This window comes from Demequina subtropica (assembly GCF_000971235.1).
In the GTDB taxonomy this organism is placed as follows: domain Bacteria; phylum Actinomycetota; class Actinomycetes; order Actinomycetales; family Demequinaceae; genus Demequina; species Demequina subtropica.
The window spans coordinates 20,608-38,456 of sequence record NZ_BBMB01000006.1 but is presented as its reverse complement, the minus strand read 5'-3'; the positions used below and the strand labels follow the sequence as shown (position 1 = coordinate 38,456).

18 protein-coding genes are annotated in these 17,849 nt (G+C 72.3%); 12 read left to right on the top strand and 6 right to left on the bottom strand.

What is annotated here, in order from left to right; genetic code table 11:
- The first annotated feature begins 4 nt into the window (after positions 1-4).
- Positions 5-997 (top strand): DNA polymerase III subunit delta, encoded by a 993-nt coding sequence (gene holA, locus AOM06_RS06165; protein WP_062303880.1) that lies wholly within the window; start codon positions 5-7, stop codon positions 995-997.
- A 15-nt stretch (positions 998-1,012) separates the two neighbouring features.
- Here holA and AOM06_RS06160 read toward each other — a convergent pair whose 3' ends face one another.
- The 4 genes from AOM06_RS06160 to AOM06_RS06145 form a co-directional block, all read right to left on the bottom strand.
- A complete protein-coding gene (locus AOM06_RS06160; RefSeq protein ID WP_062303879.1) occupies positions 1,013-1,696 on the bottom strand; it encodes an EAL domain-containing protein in 684 nt (227 codons plus the stop codon).
- Between the two features lie 84 nt (positions 1,697-1,780).
- The gene (rpsT, locus tag AOM06_RS06155; protein WP_042212820.1) at positions 1,781-2,041 is read right to left on the bottom strand and encodes a 30S ribosomal protein S20; all 261 of its coding nucleotides are present in this window, start codon (positions 2,039-2,041) and stop codon (positions 1,781-1,783) included.
- 78 nt (positions 2,042-2,119) lie between these two features.
- Positions 2,120-2,611, bottom strand: a complete 492-nt coding sequence (locus AOM06_RS06150; RefSeq protein WP_062303878.1) for a type II toxin-antitoxin system PemK/MazF family toxin — start codon at positions 2,609-2,611, stop codon at positions 2,120-2,122.
- A gap of 20 nt (positions 2,612-2,631) precedes the next feature.
- Entirely contained in the window at positions 2,632-4,302 is a 1,671-nt protein-coding gene (locus AOM06_RS06145) for a putative bifunctional diguanylate cyclase/phosphodiesterase (RefSeq protein WP_062303877.1), read from the bottom strand.
- 123 nt (positions 4,303-4,425) lie between these two features.
- On the opposite strand from AOM06_RS06145, the gene lepA reads away from it, so the two are divergent.
- Genes lepA through AOM06_RS06130 form a run of 3 tightly spaced genes read left to right on the top strand, consistent with a single transcriptional unit; the run spans position 4,426 to position 9,703 of the window.
- Entirely contained in the window at positions 4,426-6,324 is a 1,899-nt protein-coding gene (lepA, locus tag AOM06_RS06140; RefSeq protein WP_062303876.1) for a translation elongation factor 4, read from the top strand.
- Positions 6,325-6,376: 52 nt separating this feature from the next.
- Positions 6,377-7,555, top strand: coding sequence for a radical SAM family heme chaperone HemW (gene hemW, locus AOM06_RS06135; protein WP_062303875.1), 1,179 nt, complete (start codon positions 6,377-6,379; stop codon positions 7,553-7,555).
- A gap of 45 nt (positions 7,556-7,600) precedes the next feature.
- Positions 7,601-9,703 carry an acyltransferase family protein gene (locus AOM06_RS06130; RefSeq protein ID WP_062303874.1) on the top strand — a complete coding sequence of 701 codons (2,103 nt, stop codon included), beginning with the start codon at positions 7,601-7,603 and terminating at the stop codon, positions 9,701-9,703.
- On the opposite strand, the gene AOM06_RS06125 is transcribed toward AOM06_RS06130, so the two are convergent.
- On the bottom strand, positions 9,684-10,181 hold the full coding sequence (locus AOM06_RS06125) for a DUF4870 domain-containing protein (RefSeq protein WP_062303873.1): 498 nt from the start codon (positions 10,179-10,181) through the stop codon (positions 9,684-9,686). The genes AOM06_RS06130 and AOM06_RS06125 overlap by 20 nt on opposite strands.
- Before the next feature lie 83 nt (positions 10,182-10,264).
- Positions 10,265-10,627 (bottom strand): DUF4870 domain-containing protein, encoded by a 363-nt coding sequence (locus AOM06_RS06120; RefSeq protein WP_062303872.1) that lies wholly within the window; start codon positions 10,625-10,627, stop codon positions 10,265-10,267.
- Between the two features lie 186 nt (positions 10,628-10,813).
- Here AOM06_RS06120 and hrcA point away from each other — a divergent pair, with 186 nt between their 5' ends.
- The 8 genes from hrcA to era are packed head-to-tail and all read left to right on the top strand — an operon-like array spanning position 10,814 to position 17,796.
- Positions 10,814-11,821 (top strand): heat-inducible transcriptional repressor HrcA, encoded by a 1,008-nt coding sequence (hrcA, locus tag AOM06_RS06115; protein WP_062303871.1) that lies wholly within the window; start codon positions 10,814-10,816, stop codon positions 11,819-11,821.
- Positions 11,822-12,961, top strand: a complete 1,140-nt coding sequence (dnaJ, locus tag AOM06_RS06110; RefSeq protein WP_062303870.1) for a molecular chaperone DnaJ — start codon at positions 11,822-11,824, stop codon at positions 12,959-12,961. It abuts the gene before it with no gap.
- The gene (locus AOM06_RS06105; RefSeq protein WP_062303869.1) at positions 12,958-13,731 is read left to right on the top strand and encodes a 16S rRNA (uracil(1498)-N(3))-methyltransferase; all 774 of its coding nucleotides are present in this window, start codon (positions 12,958-12,960) and stop codon (positions 13,729-13,731) included. The genes dnaJ and AOM06_RS06105 overlap by 4 nt, the downstream gene beginning before the upstream one ends.
- A 20-nt stretch (positions 13,732-13,751) precedes the next feature.
- Positions 13,752-14,096: a histidine triad nucleotide-binding protein gene (locus AOM06_RS06100; protein WP_062303868.1), complete on the top strand. Its 345-nt coding sequence runs from the start codon at positions 13,752-13,754 to the stop codon at positions 14,094-14,096.
- Between the two features lie 38 nt (positions 14,097-14,134).
- Entirely contained in the window at positions 14,135-15,154 is a 1,020-nt protein-coding gene (locus AOM06_RS06095; protein WP_082105378.1) for a PhoH family protein, read from the top strand.
- Positions 15,151-15,600, top strand: a complete 450-nt coding sequence (gene ybeY / locus AOM06_RS06090; RefSeq protein ID WP_062303867.1) for an rRNA maturation RNase YbeY — start codon at positions 15,151-15,153, stop codon at positions 15,598-15,600. The genes AOM06_RS06095 and ybeY overlap by 4 nt, the downstream gene beginning before the upstream one ends.
- The gene (locus AOM06_RS06085) at positions 15,597-16,904 is read left to right on the top strand and encodes a hemolysin family protein (RefSeq protein WP_062303866.1); all 1,308 of its coding nucleotides are present in this window, start codon (positions 15,597-15,599) and stop codon (positions 16,902-16,904) included. The genes ybeY and AOM06_RS06085 overlap by 4 nt, the downstream gene beginning before the upstream one ends.
- Complete coding sequence (gene era, locus AOM06_RS06080) at positions 16,897-17,796, top strand: GTPase Era (protein WP_062304037.1); 900 nt, start codon at positions 16,897-16,899, stop codon at positions 17,794-17,796. Before AOM06_RS06085 ends, era begins: the two co-directional genes overlap by 8 nt.
- Positions 17,797-17,849 lie beyond the last annotated feature (53 nt).

Below are 17,849 nucleotides of genomic sequence, written 5' to 3'. Positions count from 1 at the left end.
GCGCATGGCAGCGCGACAGTCCGCACGGCAGGCACCTCAGGCGACGTGGCATCGTGCGGCGCCCGCGCCGATCGTGCTCGTCTCGGGGCCCGAGAAGCTCCTCGCCTCCCGCGCGATCGAGCGCATCGCCGCACGCATGCGGGCGGCGGGGGAGATCGAGGTGACGCGCCTCGACGCCGCCGCGTACTCCAAGGGCGGTCTCGCGGGCGCGACCAGCCCCTCGCTGTTCGCGGAGCCCGGGCTCGTGGTGGTCGAGTCGCTCGAGTCGATGAACGACGACTTCCTCCAGGACGCGCTCGCGTACGTGGAGCGCCCGGACCCCGACTGCGTGGTGGTCCTCCAGCACGGCGGCGGCGTGCGCGGCAAGAGACTGCTCGACACCCTGCGCAAGGGTGGCACGCCGGAGTACACGTGCCCGGCGATCAAGAAGGACGCGGAGCTCGTCGACTTCGCGACGGGCGAGTTCGAGCGCGGCGGCCGCCCGACGCAGGCGCGGGCCGTCCGGGCGCTGGTGGACGCGATCGGCGAGGACGTCGCCGAGCTCGCCGCCGCGTGCGCGCAGCTGATGAGCGACGTGGACGGCCCCATCGACGAGGAGGTGGTGACGCGCTACTACGGCACGCGCGTCAACGCGACGGGGTTCTCCGTCGCGGACGCGGCGATCGCGGGCCGCACCTCGGACGCGATCGCCCTGGTCCGGCACGCGCTGTCGACGGGCACCGATCCGGTCCCTCTCATCGCGGCGCTCGCCTCGAAGCTCCGCACGCTCATCAAGGTCGGCGCCGCGCGCGGCCGGGGCGTGAGCCTCAAGGAGCTCGGCATCCAGCCGTGGCAGGAGGATCGCGCGCGTCGCGACCTGCGTCGCTGGGACGCCGACTCGCTCGCGCTCGCGGTGCAGGCGGTCGCGCAGGCCGACGCGGAGATCAAGGGTGCGTCGCGCGCGCCCGGCTTCGCGCTCGAGCGCGCGGTGCGGACCGTCGCGGAGCTCGCCTCGTAGCGCAGCGCGGCCGGCTCAGACCAGCGCGGGCTCGGGATCGTGCTCGCCGCGGTCCAACGTGACCGCGGCCTCGAAGTGCCACCCCTGGAACAGGTCGAAGCCTGCGCGTGTGCAGGAGTCGAGGATGGCTCCGTCCTCGACGCGCTCGGCGATCAGCGTGGCGCCGTAGCGGCGGGCGGACGTGACGAGGTCGGCCCCCAGGTGGAGCAGGTCGCGCCAGTCGATCTTGACGTAGTCGGCGAGCGGGAGCATCCGCCGCTGCGACGAGGTCCCGACGAAGTCGTCGAGAGCGACGCGGAAGCCCTGTGCCTTGAGCTCGGCGATGCGCTCGACCACGGACGCGGTGGCGTCGGTCGACTCGACCACCTCGATCACCACGCGCGACGGGTCGCAGTGCCGCGCGACGTCTCGCGTGACCAGGTAGCTGCCCGTGAAGTTGACGAAGGCCGGCAGCGGGGAGGTGATGTCGGGATGACGCCAGAAGGCCGCGGCGAGGACGTGCTCGGTCGCGCGGTCCTGGTCGTCGGCACACCAGCGGTCGACCGGCAGCGGCGTGCCGCCCGGGGCCCGGTAGAGCAGCTCGTGACCGCGGGCCTCGCCGACGCGCGTGAAGATGCCCTGGCGCGCCACGAGGGCGCGCGACGCCCCCTCGTGATGGTGCGGCGGATGCCACAGGCGCGGCTGGGTGTGAAAGTTCACGGTGTGCAGACTATCCATGTTTGCCCTAGAAAGCACGAACGCCCCGATCGCGTGAGCGATGCGGGGCGTGCGAGCGGGCGGTCGTCAGAGAGCGGCGACCTGCTTGGCCAGCGCCGACTTGCGGTTCGCGGCCTGGTTCTTGTGGATGACACCCTTCGACACGGCCTTGTCGAGCTTGACGGAGGCGGTCTTGAGGGCGGTCTCGGCGGTTGCCTTGTCGCCGGCGGCGATGGCCTCGCGCACCTTGCGGACGTTGGTCTTGAGCTCGGACTTGACGGCGACGTTGCGCAGGCGCGACTTCTCGTTGGTGCCGATGCGCTTGATCTTCGACTTGATGTTAGCCACAGCGATCCTTCTACATTTCAGGTGAAAACTTATGGGTGGGGCGCGAGCAGGCGCGCTCACACACGAACGGACAGCATATCAGGCGTGGTGGTCCTTGAGCGAACCGGCGACCTTGTCGAAGGTCGCGCGGTCGAGGATCGCACCCTCGCGCCGAACCCCTGCAGGATCCACGCGCACGATCCGATCGAGGCGCACCTCGCTCGGGCGTCCACGAGAATCCCACGGACCGGCGCCGATGTCCATCCAGTAGCGTCCCCACCGGGCCTCCTGGGCCGCGTCGAGGTCGTGGTCCTTGCTCGTCAGCATGAGGCCGAGCAGCCATCGCCCCTCGCGCCCGACGAGCAGCACGGGGCGGTCCTTGCCCTGCGAGTGGTCCTCCTCGAACGGCACCCACGTCCAGACGACCTCGCCGGGCTCGGGCGCGCCGCCGCGCGCGGGGGAGTAGCTGATCCGCGGGCGGCCCGTGAAGTCGCCCGGGTAGGCGGTTGCGGTGCCGCGCGACGCGGCGGGGTGCGGCGTGGAGCGGATCGCGCGGACGATGCGCCGCAGCAGGTCGACGAAGGAGCTCACCGTGCCGACGGTACCGGGCGTTAGAGGCCGCCCGCCATGGCGGTGGCGTCGCCCAGGTCGAGCTCGTGCGCCGGGCGCGCGTGGCCGAACAGGAAGCCCTGGCCCAGCTGCCAGCCGTGCGCGCGCGCGATCGCGCGCTGAGCCTCGGACTCGACGCCCTCGATCACGCCCGACATGCCGAGGCTGCGCGTGAGCGTGGCCACCGTGGTCGAGATGCGGTCGCCGGTGCCGCGGTCGCCCAGGCGCAGCGTGAACTCGCGCGCGAGCTTGATGCCCGACACGGGGTTGAGGAGCACGGAGCTGAGCGCCGAGTAGCCGGTGCCGAAGTCGTCGATGATGAGGTCGATCCCCAGCGCGGTCAGGCCGTCGAGGTCCGAGCGTGCGGCCTGGGTCGCGATGAGCATGCCGGACTCGGTGATCTCGAGGCCCAGCCGTCCGGGGTCGATGCCGGTCGCGTCGAGCGCGGCCGTCACCACGCGGGTGAGGTCGGCGCCGCCGATCTGCCGGGTCGAGACGTTGACGAACACGCGGCCGGTGAACTCGGGATGCGACGCGATGAACTCGCACGCCTCCGTGATGACGAAGGCCCCGAGCGGGACCACCAGGTTCGCCTCCTCGCAGATGCTGATGAACTCGTCCGGCAGCAGGAGCCCGCGGTTCGGATGGTTCCAGCGCACGAGCGCCTCGTAGGCGACCACCTCGGCGGTGTCGAGCCGCACGATCGGCTGGTAGTGGACCACCAGCTCGCCCTCGCGGATCGCGGTGCGCAGCTCCGCCTCGATGGACAGCTTGTTGAGGGCGTGCGACCGCAGCTCGCTCGTGAACACCTCGACGCGCGCGCGGCCGCGCTGCTTGGCCGCGTACATCGCGGTGTCGGCGTTGCGGACCAGGCTCTCGGCCGTGATGTCGGGCTCCGCGAGGGCGAGGCCCACCGAGACGGTCGGCACCACCTCGTGCCCGCTGAGCGTGAACGGCACCTGGATGTCCGCCGCGAGCACCGTGAGGAAGGCCTCGGCCGCCGCCTGCGTGGGGATGGACTCGAGGATCACCACGAACTCGTCGCCGCCCAGACGGGCCACGGTGTCGCCGGGCCGCACGGCGCCCTTGATCCGGCGCGCGATCTCCTGGAGCAGCAGGTCCCCGGCCTCGTGGCCCAGCGAGTCGTTGACCACCTTGAAGTGGTCGACGTCGAGGAACACGCACGCGACGGTGTGGGCGTCGGTGCGGCGCGCCTCGAGAGCGGCCTCGAGGCGGTCGAGCAGCAAAGTGCGGTTCGCGAGGCCCGTGAGGTGGTCGTAGAGCGCGCGGCGCTCGAGCAGGTCCTTGGCGCGGCGGATCTCCGTGATGTCCTCGACGTGCGCGAGGTAGCGCTGCACCCCGTCCTCACCCGTGACGGGCGACACCGTCATGCGCGTCCATACGGAGTCGCCGTTGCGATGCACGAGCCGCGTCTGCGCCTGGAAGTACGGGAGCTCGCCGTTGTCCAGCTGCCATCGCAGCTCCTCGTCGCGAGGGATGTCGTCCGGGTGGGTGAGGTCGCGCAGCCGGTACGTGCGGAGGCCGGCGACGGTGCGCCCCACGATGCGCGCGAACGCGCCGTTGACGTCGAGCAGCGAGCCGTCGGCGCCGAGCACGACCATGCCGATGGGGGAGCCGTCGAAGGCGGGGCGGAACAGCGCAGAGTCCGACATGGCCCCCCTTCCCACACGTGCTCGCCGCATCCGGACATACCGGTCTGCCCTTAGTATCGGCGCTGTCAGCGATTGCTGAAGTCTTCATGTGGTCGCCCCGGTCCCGCCCCTGCTCGTGGGACAATGGCCTGCACCCCTGTCGCCAGAACCCGAGGAACCGTCATCACCGTGTCCGCAGATCCCCGCATCGAGCCCGCCTCGACCCAGCCGGCGCTCATCCGCAACTTCTGCATCATCGCGCACATCGACCACGGCAAGTCGACGCTCGCGGACCGCATGCTCCAGCTCACCGGTGTGGTGGAGCCGCGTCAGATGAAGGCGCAGTACCTCGACCGCATGGACATCGAGCGGGAGCGCGGCATCACCATCAAGTCGCAGGCCGTGCGCATGCCGTGGGCCGTCGACGGGGAGCCGCACGCGCTCAACATGATCGACACCCCGGGGCACGTGGACTTCACCTACGAGGTGTCCCGCTCGCTCGCGGCCTGCGAGGGCGCGATCCTGCTGGTCGATGCCGCGCAGGGCATCGAGGCGCAGACTCTCGCGAACCTGTACCTCGCGATGGAGAACGACCTCACGATCATCCCGGTGCTCAACAAGATCGACCTGCCCTCGGCGGACCCCGACCGCTATGCGGCGGAGCTCGCGCAGCTCATCGGCTGCGAGGTCGAGGACGTCCTGCGGGTCTCGGGCAAGACGGGCGCCGGCGTGCCCGAGCTGCTCGACCGCGTGGTGCGCGACATCCCGCCGCCGGTCGGCGACGCGGACGCGCCCACGCGCGCCATGATCTTCGACTCGGTCTACGACACCTACCGCGGCGTGGTCACCTACGTCCGCGTGGTGGACGGCTCGCTCAAGTCGCGCGAGAAGATCGCGATGATGTCGACGCTCGCGACGCACGACCTCCTGGAGATCGGCGTCATCAGCCCCGAGCCGGTGCCCACCAAGGGCCTCGGCGTGGGAGAGGTCGGCTACCTCATCACGGGCGTGAAGGACGTGCGCCAGTCCAAGGTCGGCGACACCGTCACGCTCGCGAACCGCCGCGCGGAGACCTCGCTCGGCGGCTACCGCGACCCCAAGCCGATGGTCTACTCGGGCCTGTTCCCCGTCGACGGCTCGGACTTCCCGATCCTGCGCGACGCGCTCGACAAGCTGCAGCTCAACGACGCGTCGCTGGTCTACGAGCCGGAGAGCTCGGTCGCGCTCGGCTTCGGCTTCCGTTGCGGCTACCTGGGCCTGCTCCACCTCGAGATCGTGCGCGACCGCCTCGAGCGCGAGTTCGGCCTCGACCTCATCTCGACCGCGCCGAACGTGGTGTACGAGGTCCACATGGAGGACGGCAAGGTCGTCACCGTCACCAACCCGTCCGAGTTCCCCGGAGGCAAGATCTCCGAGGTCCGCGAGCCCGTGGTCAAGGCCTCGATCCTGGTGCCGAGCGAGTTCATCGGCACGGTCATGGAGCTGTGCCAGGAGCGCCGCGGCCTCATGGGCACCATGAACTACCTCAGCGACACGCGCGTCGAGATGCACTACACGCTGCCGCTCGCTGAGGTCGTCTTCGACTTCTTCGACCAGCTCAAGTCGCGCACGCGCGGCTACGGATCGCTCGACTACGAGCCCGCCGGCGATCAGGCCGCGGACCTCGTGAAGGTCGACATCCTGCTTCAGGGCGAGCAGGTCGATGCGTTCTCCGCCGTGGTCCACAAGGACAAGGCGTACAGCTACGGCGTCATGATGGTCGGCAAGCTCAAGAACCTGATCGACCGCCAGCAGTTCGAGATCCCGGTCCAGGCCGCCATCGGCTCGCGGGTCATCGCGCGCGAGACCATCCGCGCGATCCGCAAGGACGTGCTCGCCAAGTGCTACGGCGGCGACATCTCGCGCAAGCGCAAGCTGCTCGAGAAGCAGAAGGCCGGAAAGAAGCGCATGAAGAACATCGGCTCGGTCGAGGTGCCGCCGGAGGCCTTCATCGCCGCGCTGTCCACGTCGGACGACGGCTCGGACAAGGGCAAGAAGAAGTAGAGTGCCCCCGTCCGACGCGACGGAGTCGCCTGTCACCAGGCATGATGACGTTATGGCCAACGGTGTAGCGGCGAGGGACCTGGGTGTCTACATCCACGTCCCGTTCTGCTCGGTGCGGTGCGGGTACTGCGACTTCAACACCTACGCCCCGGGTGAGGTCGAGGGGGCGACGCGCGAGGGCTACGTCGAGGCCGCGCTCCAGGAGCTCGAGCTCGCGCGGACCACGATGCGCGGGGACGCGCGCGCCGTCCGGACGGTCTTCTTCGGCGGCGGGACGCCGACGATGCTCGACTCGTCCGCGCTCATCGCGCTGCTCGACGGCGTCCGCGGCACGTGGGGGCTGAGCGCCGACGCCGAGGTCACCACGGAGGCCAACCCCGACTCGGTGACGCGCGAGTCCCTGCATGCGCTCGCGCGGGCGGGCTTCACGCGCGTGAGCCTGGGCATGCAGTCCGCGGTCCCGCACGTGCTCGCGACGCTCGACCGCACGCACAACCCCGCCAACGTCGAGCGCGCGGTCGCCTGGGCGCGTGACGCCGGCCTCAAGGTCAGCCTCGACCTCATCTACGGCACGCCGGGGGAGTCCCTGTCGGACTGGCGCGCGAGCCTCGAGACGGTGCTCGCGCTCGAGCCCGACCACGTGAGCGCCTACGCGCTGGTGATCGAGCCCGGCACCCGCATGGGCGCCCAGCTGCGCCGCGGCGAGGTGGCTCCGACCGACCCGGACGTCCAGGCGGACATGTACGAGCTCGCGGACACGCTTCTGAGCGAGGCCGGCTACTCCTGGTACGAGGTCTCGAACTGGGCCCGCGAGAGCGCGGACCGCTGCCGCCACAACATGGCGTACTGGCGCAGCCAGGACTGGTGGGGGATCGGTCCGGGCGCGCATTCCTACCTGGGACCCCGCATCGTGGACGGGACGGAGACCCCCGCGCGGCGGTGGTGGAACGTCAAGCACCCGCGCGCGTACGCCGCGCGGCTCGCGGCGGGCGAGAGCCCCGAGGCCGAGGGCGAGGAGCTGAGCCTCGAGGACCTCCGTCTCGAGGAGGTGATGCTGCGCCTGCGCCTGCGCGAGGGCGTGCCGACCGAGAGCGTGGACGGGCGGGCGGAGGCGATCGCGCGCCTGATCGCCGACGAGCTGCTCGATGGCGGCGCGGCGCTGCGCGGCACCCTGCGCCTCACGCGGCGCGGCCGGCTGCTGGCCGACATGGTGGTGCGCGCCCTCACGTGACGCGCCGACGCGGCGGTCCGGGATGGGCCTCACGCGCGCGTACGCTTGTCGCTCGCCCCTCGAGCCACCCGTCCTCGGAAGGAGCGGCGGCCAGCGGCCGCCGGCACGACCATCAGCATCGACAGCCTCACGCGTCCCGCCCCGCGCACGTCCTCGACGCCGGCGCCGGGTCGCGCGCGCATCGCGGGGCTCGACGGGCTCCGCGCGGTCGCGGTCCTGCTCGTGGTCGCCTACCACCTGGCGCCCGCCCTGGTGCCCGGCGGCTACGTGGGCGTTGACGTGTTCTTCGTGCTCTCGGGGTTCCTCATCACGACGATCCTCGTGCGCGAGCGCGCGGCAGCCGGCCGCGTCTCGCTGCGACGGTTCTGGAGCCATCGGATCCGACGGCTGGTGCCGGCGCTCGCGGCCGCGGTCGCGGTCCCGGCGGCCGCCGTCTCGCTCGGCGCGGCCGTGCTCCGCGCGAACGGCGGGGAGGTCGAGGGCTCGCCGTGGGGCGATCTGCTCGTCGGCGCGGGCGCGCAGGGCGCGGCCGCCGCGACCTTCACCAGCAACTGGGCGACCGTCGCGTCCGGGCAGAGCTATGCCGGCGCATCGTCGCCGCGCCTGTTCGAGAACCTGTGGTCGCTCGGCGTCGAGGAGCAGTTCTACGTGGTGTGGCCGCTCGTGGTGGTCGCTTTCGCCGCGCTCGGGCTCGCGGCGCGGCGCGCCGCGGTCGCGGCCGGCGCGCTGGCCGCGGCATCGGCGGTCGCGATGGCGCTCATGGCGGCGCCCGGCATCGACCCCACGCGCGCCTACATGGGCACCGACACGCACGCCTTCGGGCTCATGGCGGGCTCGGCGCTCGCCTTCGCCTGGTCGGGTGACGATGCGCGGGCCGGGTCGCGCGGACGCGCCCCCGGCGCGCTCGCAGTGGGAGCCCTCGGAGCCGCGGCGCTCGCGGCGCTCGCCCTCGCGCTGCCGTGGGACTCGCCGTGGACGTACCGCGGCGGCCTGCTCGCCGCGTCGGTCGCCGCGGTCGCGGTCATCAGGATGGTGCTCGTGGTGCCCGAGGTGGGCGCGCGACTGGACGCCGCGCCGCTGCGGTGGATCGGCGATCGCTCGTACGGGATCTACCTGTGGCATTGGCCCGTGCTCGTGGTGCTGGCGACCCTGCTGGACGGCGGTCGCGTGCAGGCGCCTTCACTTCTCACGGTGGTGCTGACGGTGGCGGTGACGGTGGGCGCGGCGGCGGCCTCGTACCGCTGGCTCGAGATGCCGGTGCGGCGCGCCGGGCTCCTTCGGTCGGTGCGGGCGGGATGGCGGCGCCTGCGCGACGCGCTCGGCGACGGGGAGAGCCTCCGGCGGGCGCGTGCCGTCGGGCTCGCGTGCGCGGGTGCGACCGTGATCGGGCTCGCCGGGTGGGGCGTCGCGATCGCGCCCGAGCGCACCTCGCTCGAGGTCGCGCTCGATGCCGGCGCCGCCTCGATCGGGGCGAGCGCGAGCGTCGTCGGCGTCCCCGCACCGGCGCCCGGGGGCGCCACGCTGGGGCCTCCCGTGCCCGTCGGATCGACGGTGCCGCTCACGGAGGCGCGGCGCGAGGTCCCGGGCGTGGTGCGCCTCGATCCGCCCGCATCGTCCGATGCTCCGGGCACGCCCCCCGTAGCGGCGGAGCCCGAGCTGCCGGCCGGCGCCGACGTCACGGTCGTCGGCGACTCGGTCGCGCTCGGGGCGGCGCCGGCGCTGACCGCCGCGCTCCCGGGTATCGCGATCGACGCGGAGGTGGGCCGCCAGTTCTCGGCGGGGGTCGACCGGCTCGAAGCGCTCGCGCGCAAGGGGCGGCTGCGCCCGTACGTGGTGGTCGCGCTCGGGACCAACGGCGCGGTCCCGGGGGCACAGATGGATCGGCTGCTCGAGGTGGTCGGGGACCGGTCGCTCGTGCTGGTGACCCCGTACGGCGATCGTTCGTGGATGAAGGGCTCGCAGAAGGCGGTGCGTCAGGCCGCCCGCGGCCATGATGCCGTGGTGCTCGCGGACTGGCAGCACGCGGTCGAGGCGGATCCGACCGTGCTGGGCCCGGACGGGATCCACCCCGACCAGGCGGGCATGGAGCGGTTCGCGCAGGTGGTCGAGCAGGGGCTGCTCGACGCCGTCAGCGCACGAACGGGATGATCAGCGGGATCCGGTAGTACTCGCCGCGGTTCGCGCGGATGCCCGCGATGATCGAGATCACGAGCGCGTAGATCGCGTAGGCGATCATCAGGGGGCCGGTCACGATGAACCCGATGAACAGCGTGGCGAACCCGATCACGGTGCCGCCGATGATGACGGCGAGGGACGTCAGCTGGAGGTTGAGGTTCGTCTTGCCGTGGTGGTCGATGAGCGCGCTGCGCTCGCGGTAGAGGAGCCACATCACCAGCGGGACCACGAACGCGAGCGTGCCGGCGGACAGCAGCATCGCGATCGCCGCGAGGATGTGGATCAGCATCGCGATGGTCCGGGCGTCGGATTCCAGCATGGGCGCCGGGGCATAGGGCGGCGGCGTCTGCGCATAAGGCGGCGTCTGGTCGTAGGCCTGGCCGCCGAAGGCCTGCTGCGACGGCTGCTCGGCGCCGCCGTCGGGGGCGTGGGGTGTGGTCTGCTCGTTCATGGCTCCAGCCTCGCAGGACGAGGCAGGGCCCCGCATCCACCCGGAGGGGGAGCGGGGCCCTGATCCGCGTCGGGGTGCGACCCCTACGAGACGAGGCGCAGCGTGTACGGGTAGCGGTAGCCCTGTCCCTTGCTCGCGGCGACCGCGCCCTGGATCCCGAACACGAGGGCGAACACGAAGACCGCGAGGTTGAGCAGCCAGCCGAAGAAGCCGAGACCGATCTGACCGAGCACGCTCGCCGCGAGGTACCCGATGGTGACGAGGATGCCGAAGTTCAGCGCCTCCTTGCCCTCGGTGTCGGTGAACGCGTTGCGCTCGCGGCCCACGAGCCACAGGATCAGCGGGATGAGGAAGCCGGTGAAGACCGTCGCGTGGGCGACGGTGGCGAGCCCCGTGTCGCCTGCGGCGCCGCTCGGGGAGGCCGGGGGAGTCGGGTTCTCGGTCATGGCAGAGCCTTTCGTCGGTGTGCTGGCGGGCCGCCGGGGGAGCGGCCCCTCTCTCGATCGTAGTGAGACGTGCCTCGTAACGCGCGGGTCTCGGAGGAGATTCCGCGCACCCTCGCGCGCCCGGCGGGACGGTCGGGGCGCCACGATAGGATTAGCACTCAGCAAGCCAGAGTGCCAGGAGGGACCGTGACCGAGGAACGTCGGCGCGCCGTGCTCCACGCGATCGTGGAGGGATACGTCGCCACGCATGAGCCGGTGGGCTCGAAGGCCCTTGCCGAGACGCGTGCGCTCGGGGTCTCCTCGGCGACCATCCGCAACGACATGGCGATCCTCGAGGAGGAGGGGCTCATCGCGCAGCCCTACACCTCGGCAGGCCGCATCCCCACCGATAAGGGCTACCGGTCCTTCGTCGACCAGCTCGCCGCGGCGGCGCTGCCGGAGGCGCATCGCCGCGCGATCGGCACGTTCCTGTCCGATGCGGTCGACCTCAACGACGTGGTCGAGCGCTCGGTGCGCCTGCTGAGCCAGCTCACCCGCCAGGTCGCGGTGGTCCAGTACCCGTCGCTGCGCGAGTCCGCGGTGCGCCGCGTCGAGCTGGTGCGCATGGGCGCCGAGCATGCGCTCGTGGTCGTGGTGTCGTCCGATGCCCGCGTCGAGCAGCAGAGCATCGCGCTCGGCGAGGCGACGTCGGACGAGGACTTCGAGCGCGCCGTGCGGGAGGTCAACGCGACCGCGCACGGGCTGGGCGGGGCGCGCCTCGAGGCCGCCCTCACGCTGTGGGTGCAGGCGCCCGACCAGGTGCCGTGGGCGGGAACGGTGGCCGATGCGGTGGTCGCCGCGACGCGCGGCGGCACGGTCGAGCGGGTGGTCTTCGCGGGCGCGTCGAACCTCGCGCGCGCCGGTTCGGGGCTCGAGGCCGACACGATCGCGCCGGTCCTCGACGCGCTCGAGGAGCAGGTGGTGCTCCTGCGGCTGTTGCACGAGATGGCGGCCGAGGGGGACGATGTCTCGGTCCGCATCGGCGCCGAGACGCATTACGAGGCGCTGTCGCGCACGTCGATCGTCGCCGCCGCGTACGGTCGCGACGCCTCCTCGCTCGTGGGTGCGCTCGGTCCGACGCGCATGGATTATCCAGGGACGATGGGCGCCGTGCGCGCCGTCGCCCGCTATCTGTCGAAAGTGGTGGAGCTCTAGGTGAAGGACTACTACGCCGCGCTGGGCGTCTCCCGGGACGCGACCGAGGCGGAGATCAAGAAGGCGTACCGCAAGCTCGCGCGCGAGCTGCATCCCGATGTCGCGGGTGCGGACGGCGAGGAGCGGTTCAAGGAGGTCTCGGCCGCCTACGACGTGCTCGGCAACGCCGACAAGCGCGCGCAGTACGACCGCGGCGTGGACCCGCGCTCGGCGTCGGGCGGCGCGGGAGGCCCGCAGGGCTTCGGGTTCGAGGACATCTTCGAGACCTTCTTCGGCGGCGGCGCGGGCCCGTTCGGCTCCGCCCAGCGAGGGCCGGCCTCGCGCACGCAGCGCGGCGGCGACACCCTGGTCCACACGGAGATCACGCTCGAGGAGGCCGTGTTCGGCGTCACCCGCGAGATCCAGGCGGACCTCGCCGACGTGTGCTCGACGTGCCACGGCTCGTGCTGCGCGCCGGGCACCCAGCCGCAGACCTGCCGTCAGTGCAACGGCCAGGGGTCGGTGCAGCGCGTCGCGCGCTCGCTCCTGGGCAACGTCATGACCACCGCGCCCTGCCCCGCCTGTGGCGGCTACGGCACCACCATCGAGACCCCGTGCACGGACTGCTCGGGCCAGGGCCGGACGCACTCGCGTCACACCGTCTCGGTGGACATCCCGGCCGGAGTCGAGACCGGCACGCGGATCCGCATGACCGGCGTCGGCGACGCGGGCGTGGCGGGCGGCCAGAAGGGCGACCTCTACATCGAGATCCGCGAGCGTGCTCACGGCGTATTCGAGCGTCGGGGCTCCGACCTCCACTGCACGCTCGAGGTGCCCATGACCGCCGCGGCGCTCGGCACGGTGCTGTCCGTCGACACCTTCGACGGTCCGCAGGACGTCGACGTGCGACCCGGCACCCACGCGGGATCCACGGTCAAGCTCAAGGGTCTCGGCGTCGGGCGGCTTCAGCGCGCCGGCCGCGGCGACCTGTTCGTGCACCTCGACGTGGTGACGCCCACGGACCTGACCGCCGAGCAGGAGGAGCTGCTGCGCCAGCTCGCCGCGCTGCGCGGCGAGGAGGCGCCTGAGGCGCGGCTCGCGCCCATCGGCGGCGGCGTCTTCTCCCGGCTCAAGGATGCGTTCCTGGGCCGGGAGCGGTGACCGCACCCGTCTTCGTCGATCCCGCGGCCGCGACGGCGGCCGCGGGGGACCGGATCCGCGTCGAGGGTGACGAGGCGCGCCATGCCGTGACCGTCCAGCGCCGGCACGCGGGCGAGCGCGTCGACGTGGTCGACGGCGCGGGCGCGCGCGCGAGCGGCATGATCGCCGCGACGGGGGACCGGTGGATGGAGGTTGCCGTCGACGCAGTGGGCCGCGATCTCGACCCGTTGGTGACGCTCGTGCAGGCGCTCGCGAAGGGCGGACGCGACGAGCAGGCGGTGGAGGCCGCGGTCGAGCTCGGCGCCACCCGCATCGTGCCGTGGGCGTCCGAGCGCGCGATCGTGCAGTGGCGAGGGCCCAAGGCGGCCAAGGGTCGGGAGAAGTGGGCGTCGCTCGCGCTCGCGGCGGCCAAGCAGAGCCGGCGGGCGTTCGTGCCCGCGGTGGACGATGCCGTGACCTCCAAGCAGCTCGCGGCGCTCGTGCGCGCGGCCGTCGAAGCCGGGGACCGCGTGCTCGTGCTCCACGAGGCCTCGGCGGAGCCCCTCGCGGGTCTCGCGTGGGCGGACCCCGACCAGCCCGTGTGGCTCATCGTGGGCCCCGAGGGCGGGATCTCCGATGCCGAGGTCGATGCGCTGCGGGCCGCGGGAGCCGACGCGGTGGTGCTTGGCCCCCACGTGCTCCGCGCCTCGTCCGCGGGTCCCGCGGCGCTCGCGGCGCTCGGCGCGCTGCGCGGGCACTGGGCCGCACCGCAGGGCCACCCGTCCCGGTGAGCGGTCACTACGCTAGGGGGATGAGCACCACGGACTGCATCTTCTGCAAGATCGTCGCGGGGGAGATCCCCGCGACGAAGGTCGTCGAGACCGAGAACGTCGTCGCCTTCCGGGACATCGCGCCCAAGGCGCCCGTGCATGTCCTGGTCGCTCCCAAGGTCCACGTCCCCGACGTCGCGGCGGCCGCGCGCGAGATCCCCGACGTGCTCGCGGAGATGGCGATCGTCGCCCAGCAGGTCTCCGACGCCGAGTCCGGCGGGCAGCACCGCCTCATCTTCAACACCGGCGCCGCCGCCGGCCAGACCGTCTTCCACGTGCACGCCCACGTGCTCGGCGGCGCGACCCTCGGCTGGGACCCCGCGTGAGCGTCACCCGGGTGGTCGTGGTCGAGGACGCCGCACGGATGCCGGACCTTCTCGGCTCCGGCGACGGCGTGCTCCGCGAGGTGGAGAAGGCGTTCCCGGCGGTCGACATCATGGTGCGCGGCAACCGCATCACGCTGTCCGGCGACGAGGACGATGTCGCGGCAGCGGCCGGTGCGGTCGAGGAGCTGCGCGACGTGCTGGGCGCGGGCGTGCCGCTCACGCCGGACGTCGCGCGCGAGTCCGTGCGCATGCTGCGCTCGACAGGCGCCTCGGGACGCGCCGCATCGTCCGTCGGGACCGCGACCGAGGTCGCCGAGCGTCCCGCGGGCGTGCTCAGCCGCTCGATCCTGTCGACGCGGGGCAGGACCATCCGCCCCAAGACGCAAGGCCAGGCGGCGTACGTCCACGCGATGGACTCGCACACCATCACGTTCGGCATCGGTCCCGCCGGCACCGGCAAGACGTACCTCGCGATGGCGCAGGCCGTGGCGGCGCTGCAGTCGAAGCGGGTCAACCGCATCGTCCTCACGCGCCCGGCCGTCGAGGCCGGCGAGCGGCTGGGCTTCCTGCCCGGCTCGCTCTCGGAGAAGATCGACCCGTACCTGCGGCCGCTCTACGACGCGCTGCACGACATGGTGGACCCCGAGTCCATCCCGCGCCTCATGGAGGCCGGGACAATCGAAGTGGCGCCGCTCGCGTACATGCGCGGCAGGACCCTCAACGATGCGTTCGTGATCCTGGACGAGGCTCAGAACACCACGCGCGAGCAGATGAAGATGTTCCTCACGCGGCTGGGGTTCGGCACCACGATGGTGGTGACCGGCGACGTCACGCAGGTGGACCTGCCCGGGGGCACCAAGTCGGGCCTGCGCGCGGCGTCGGAGATCCTCACCGGCGTCGAGGACATCGCGTTCTGCCACCTCAACGCGGATGACGTGGTGCGCCACCGCCTGGTGAGCGACATCATCACGGCGTACGCCGAGAACGACGAGCGCACGCAGGGGCGTGCGCGGCCCACCGGCCAGAAGCGCCGGTTCGAGCGGGAGGAGCGGCAGTGATCGAGGTCAACAACGAGACCGATGCGACCGTCGACGAGGTCGAGTTCGCGGAGCTCGCGCGCTACGTCCTGGGGCAGATGCATGTCGCGGAGGGCGCGGAGCTCGCGATCATGTTCGTCGACGAGGAGGCGATGGAGCAGCTCCATCTCCAGTGGATGGACGAGCCCGGTCCCACGGACGTGCTGAGCTTCCCCATGGACGAGCTGCGCCCCGGCACCCCCGACCAGCCCACCCCCGCCGGGCTGCTGGGCGACATCGTGGTGTGCCCGTCGGTCGCCGCGCGCCAGGCCGCGACGGCCGGCCATTCGGCGGAGGAGGAGATGCTCCTGCTCACCACGCACGGCCTGCTCCACCTGCTGGGCTACGACCACGTCGAGCCTGAGGAGGAGAAGGAGATGTTCGCGCTCCAGCGCAACCTCCTGCTGACGTTCCTCGCGAACCGATGACGTCGACCGCGATCACCCTGCTGGTCGTCGTCCTCGCGGCGGGGCTCGCGGGGGCGGCGGTGCTGCACGCGCTCGTCGCCGCCTTCGAGCAGATCCCGTACGCCGACGAGCGTCGCATCGCGGCGCAGCTGCGGCCCGACGGCCGGCCGACGCGCGCGGCCCGGCTCGCGGCGCTGCCCGACCACGCGGACAACGCGGCGTCGGTCGCGTACGCGGTCCTCGAGGCCGTCGCGCTCGTCGCATGGACCGCGCTCGCCCTCGAGATCGGCCGCGCGGCCGGGTGGGAGACCGAGGCCTCGCTCGTGTTCGCGGTCGCCATCGCGGGCTTCTTCTCGCTCGTGGTGGTGCGTGCGTGGCCGCGCGCCGCCGCGCGGCGCGCGCCCGAGGCCGCGGTGCGCGCCCTCGCGCCGCTCGCGTGGGTGCTCGTGCGGCTCACCTCGCCTATCCGGGCGGTGGTCCCGCCGCTGCGCATCCGCGAGCTGTCCGAGCCGGAGGACCTGGTCGAGCAGGCCACCGACGCGCTCGAGGAGGAGGACGCCGAGCTGCTGCGCTCCGTGGTGGGCCTGGGCGACACCCTCACGCGCGAGGTCATGGTGCCGCGCACCGACATGATCACGATCGAGGCGGGCACCCCTGCGCGCAAGGCCATGCTGCTGTTCATGCGCTCCGGGTTCTCGCGCGTGCCCGTGATAGGCGACGGTGTCGACGACATCCGCGGCGTCCTGTACCTCAAGGACGTGGTGAGGGCGACGTGGGACCACCCCGAGCGGCTCGAGGAGCCGGTCGACGCGCTGGTGCGCGACCCCGAGTTCATCCCGGAGTCCGTGCCGGTGGACGACCTCCTGCGACGCATGCAGGACGAGGTGTTCCACATGGGCGTCGTGGTCGACGAGTTCGGCGGCGTCGCGGGCCTGGTCACCATCGAGGACGCGCTCGAGGAGATCGTGGGAGAGATGGTCGACGAGCACGACCGGTCCGCCCCCGAGGTCGAGGACCTGGGCGAGGGCCGCTACCGGATCCCCGCGCGTTGCGGCCTCGACGAGCTCGCGGAGCTCTTCGACGTCGAGATCGACGACGAGGACGTGGAGACCGTCGCGGGGCTGCTCGCGAAGGCGCTCGGCAAGGTGCCCATCCCGGGCTCGCAGGCCACGGCGCACGGGCTCCTGCTGCTCGCCGAGCGGGCCGAGGGCCGCAGGCGCACGCTGGTATCCGTGATCGCGGAGCGCGCCGAGGCGCCCGAGGACACGGGCGAGAACGAGACGGTGCCGCGCAGGCGCGGCCGGAAGGATGGCGACGATGAGTGAGCACCGGTCGGGCTTCGTGGCCTTCGTGGGACGCCCCAACGCGGGCAAGTCCACGCTGATGAACGCGCTCGTGGGCGAGAAGGTCGCGATCATGTCGTCCCGCCCGCAGACCACGCGCCGCGCGATCCGCGGCATCGTCACCCGGGACGATGCGCAGCTGGTCATCGTCGACACGCCCGGCCTGCATCGTCCCCGCACGCTGCTGGGCGAGCGCCTCAACGACCTGGTGCGCGAGACGCTCTTCGAGGTCGACGTCATCGGGTTCTGCCTGCCGGCCGACGAGAAGGTGGGCCCGGGCGACAAGTGGATCGCGCGTGAGCTCGCGGAGACGCGCGCGCCCGTGGTGGCGATCGTCACCAAGGTCGACAAGGTGTCGCGCGAGCGGGTCGCCGAGCACCTGCTCGACGTGTCGCAGCTGGGGGAGTGGGCGGACATCGTGCCCGTGAGCTCGGTCAAGGACATCCAGATCGACACCCTCGTCGACGTGCTCGCGAACCGCCTGCCGGAGGGCCCCCCGCTGTACCCCGAGGGCCACCTCACCGACGAGCCGGAGGACGTGCGCATCGCGGAGCTGATCCGCGAGGCCGCGCTCGAGGGCGTGCGCGACGAGCTCCCGCACTCGATCGCCGTGGTGATCGAGGAGATGGTCGAGCCCGACTCCGAGGACGCGCACCGGCCGGTGCTCGAGATCCGCGCGCACGTGTTCGTGGAGCGTGACTCGCAGAAGGGCATCATCATCGGCAAGGCCGGCTCGCGGCTCAAGGAGGTCGGCGCGACCGCGCGGGCGGGGATCGAGCACCTGCTGGGCCGGAAGGTCTACCTCGACCTGCACGTCAAGGTGGCCAAGGACTGGCAGCGCGATCCCAAGCAGCTGGGGCGCCTCGGTTTCTAGAGGCGCGGCTTCTCGCGGTTCACCGACATCGGTCGTGCGCCGACGCACCGGCC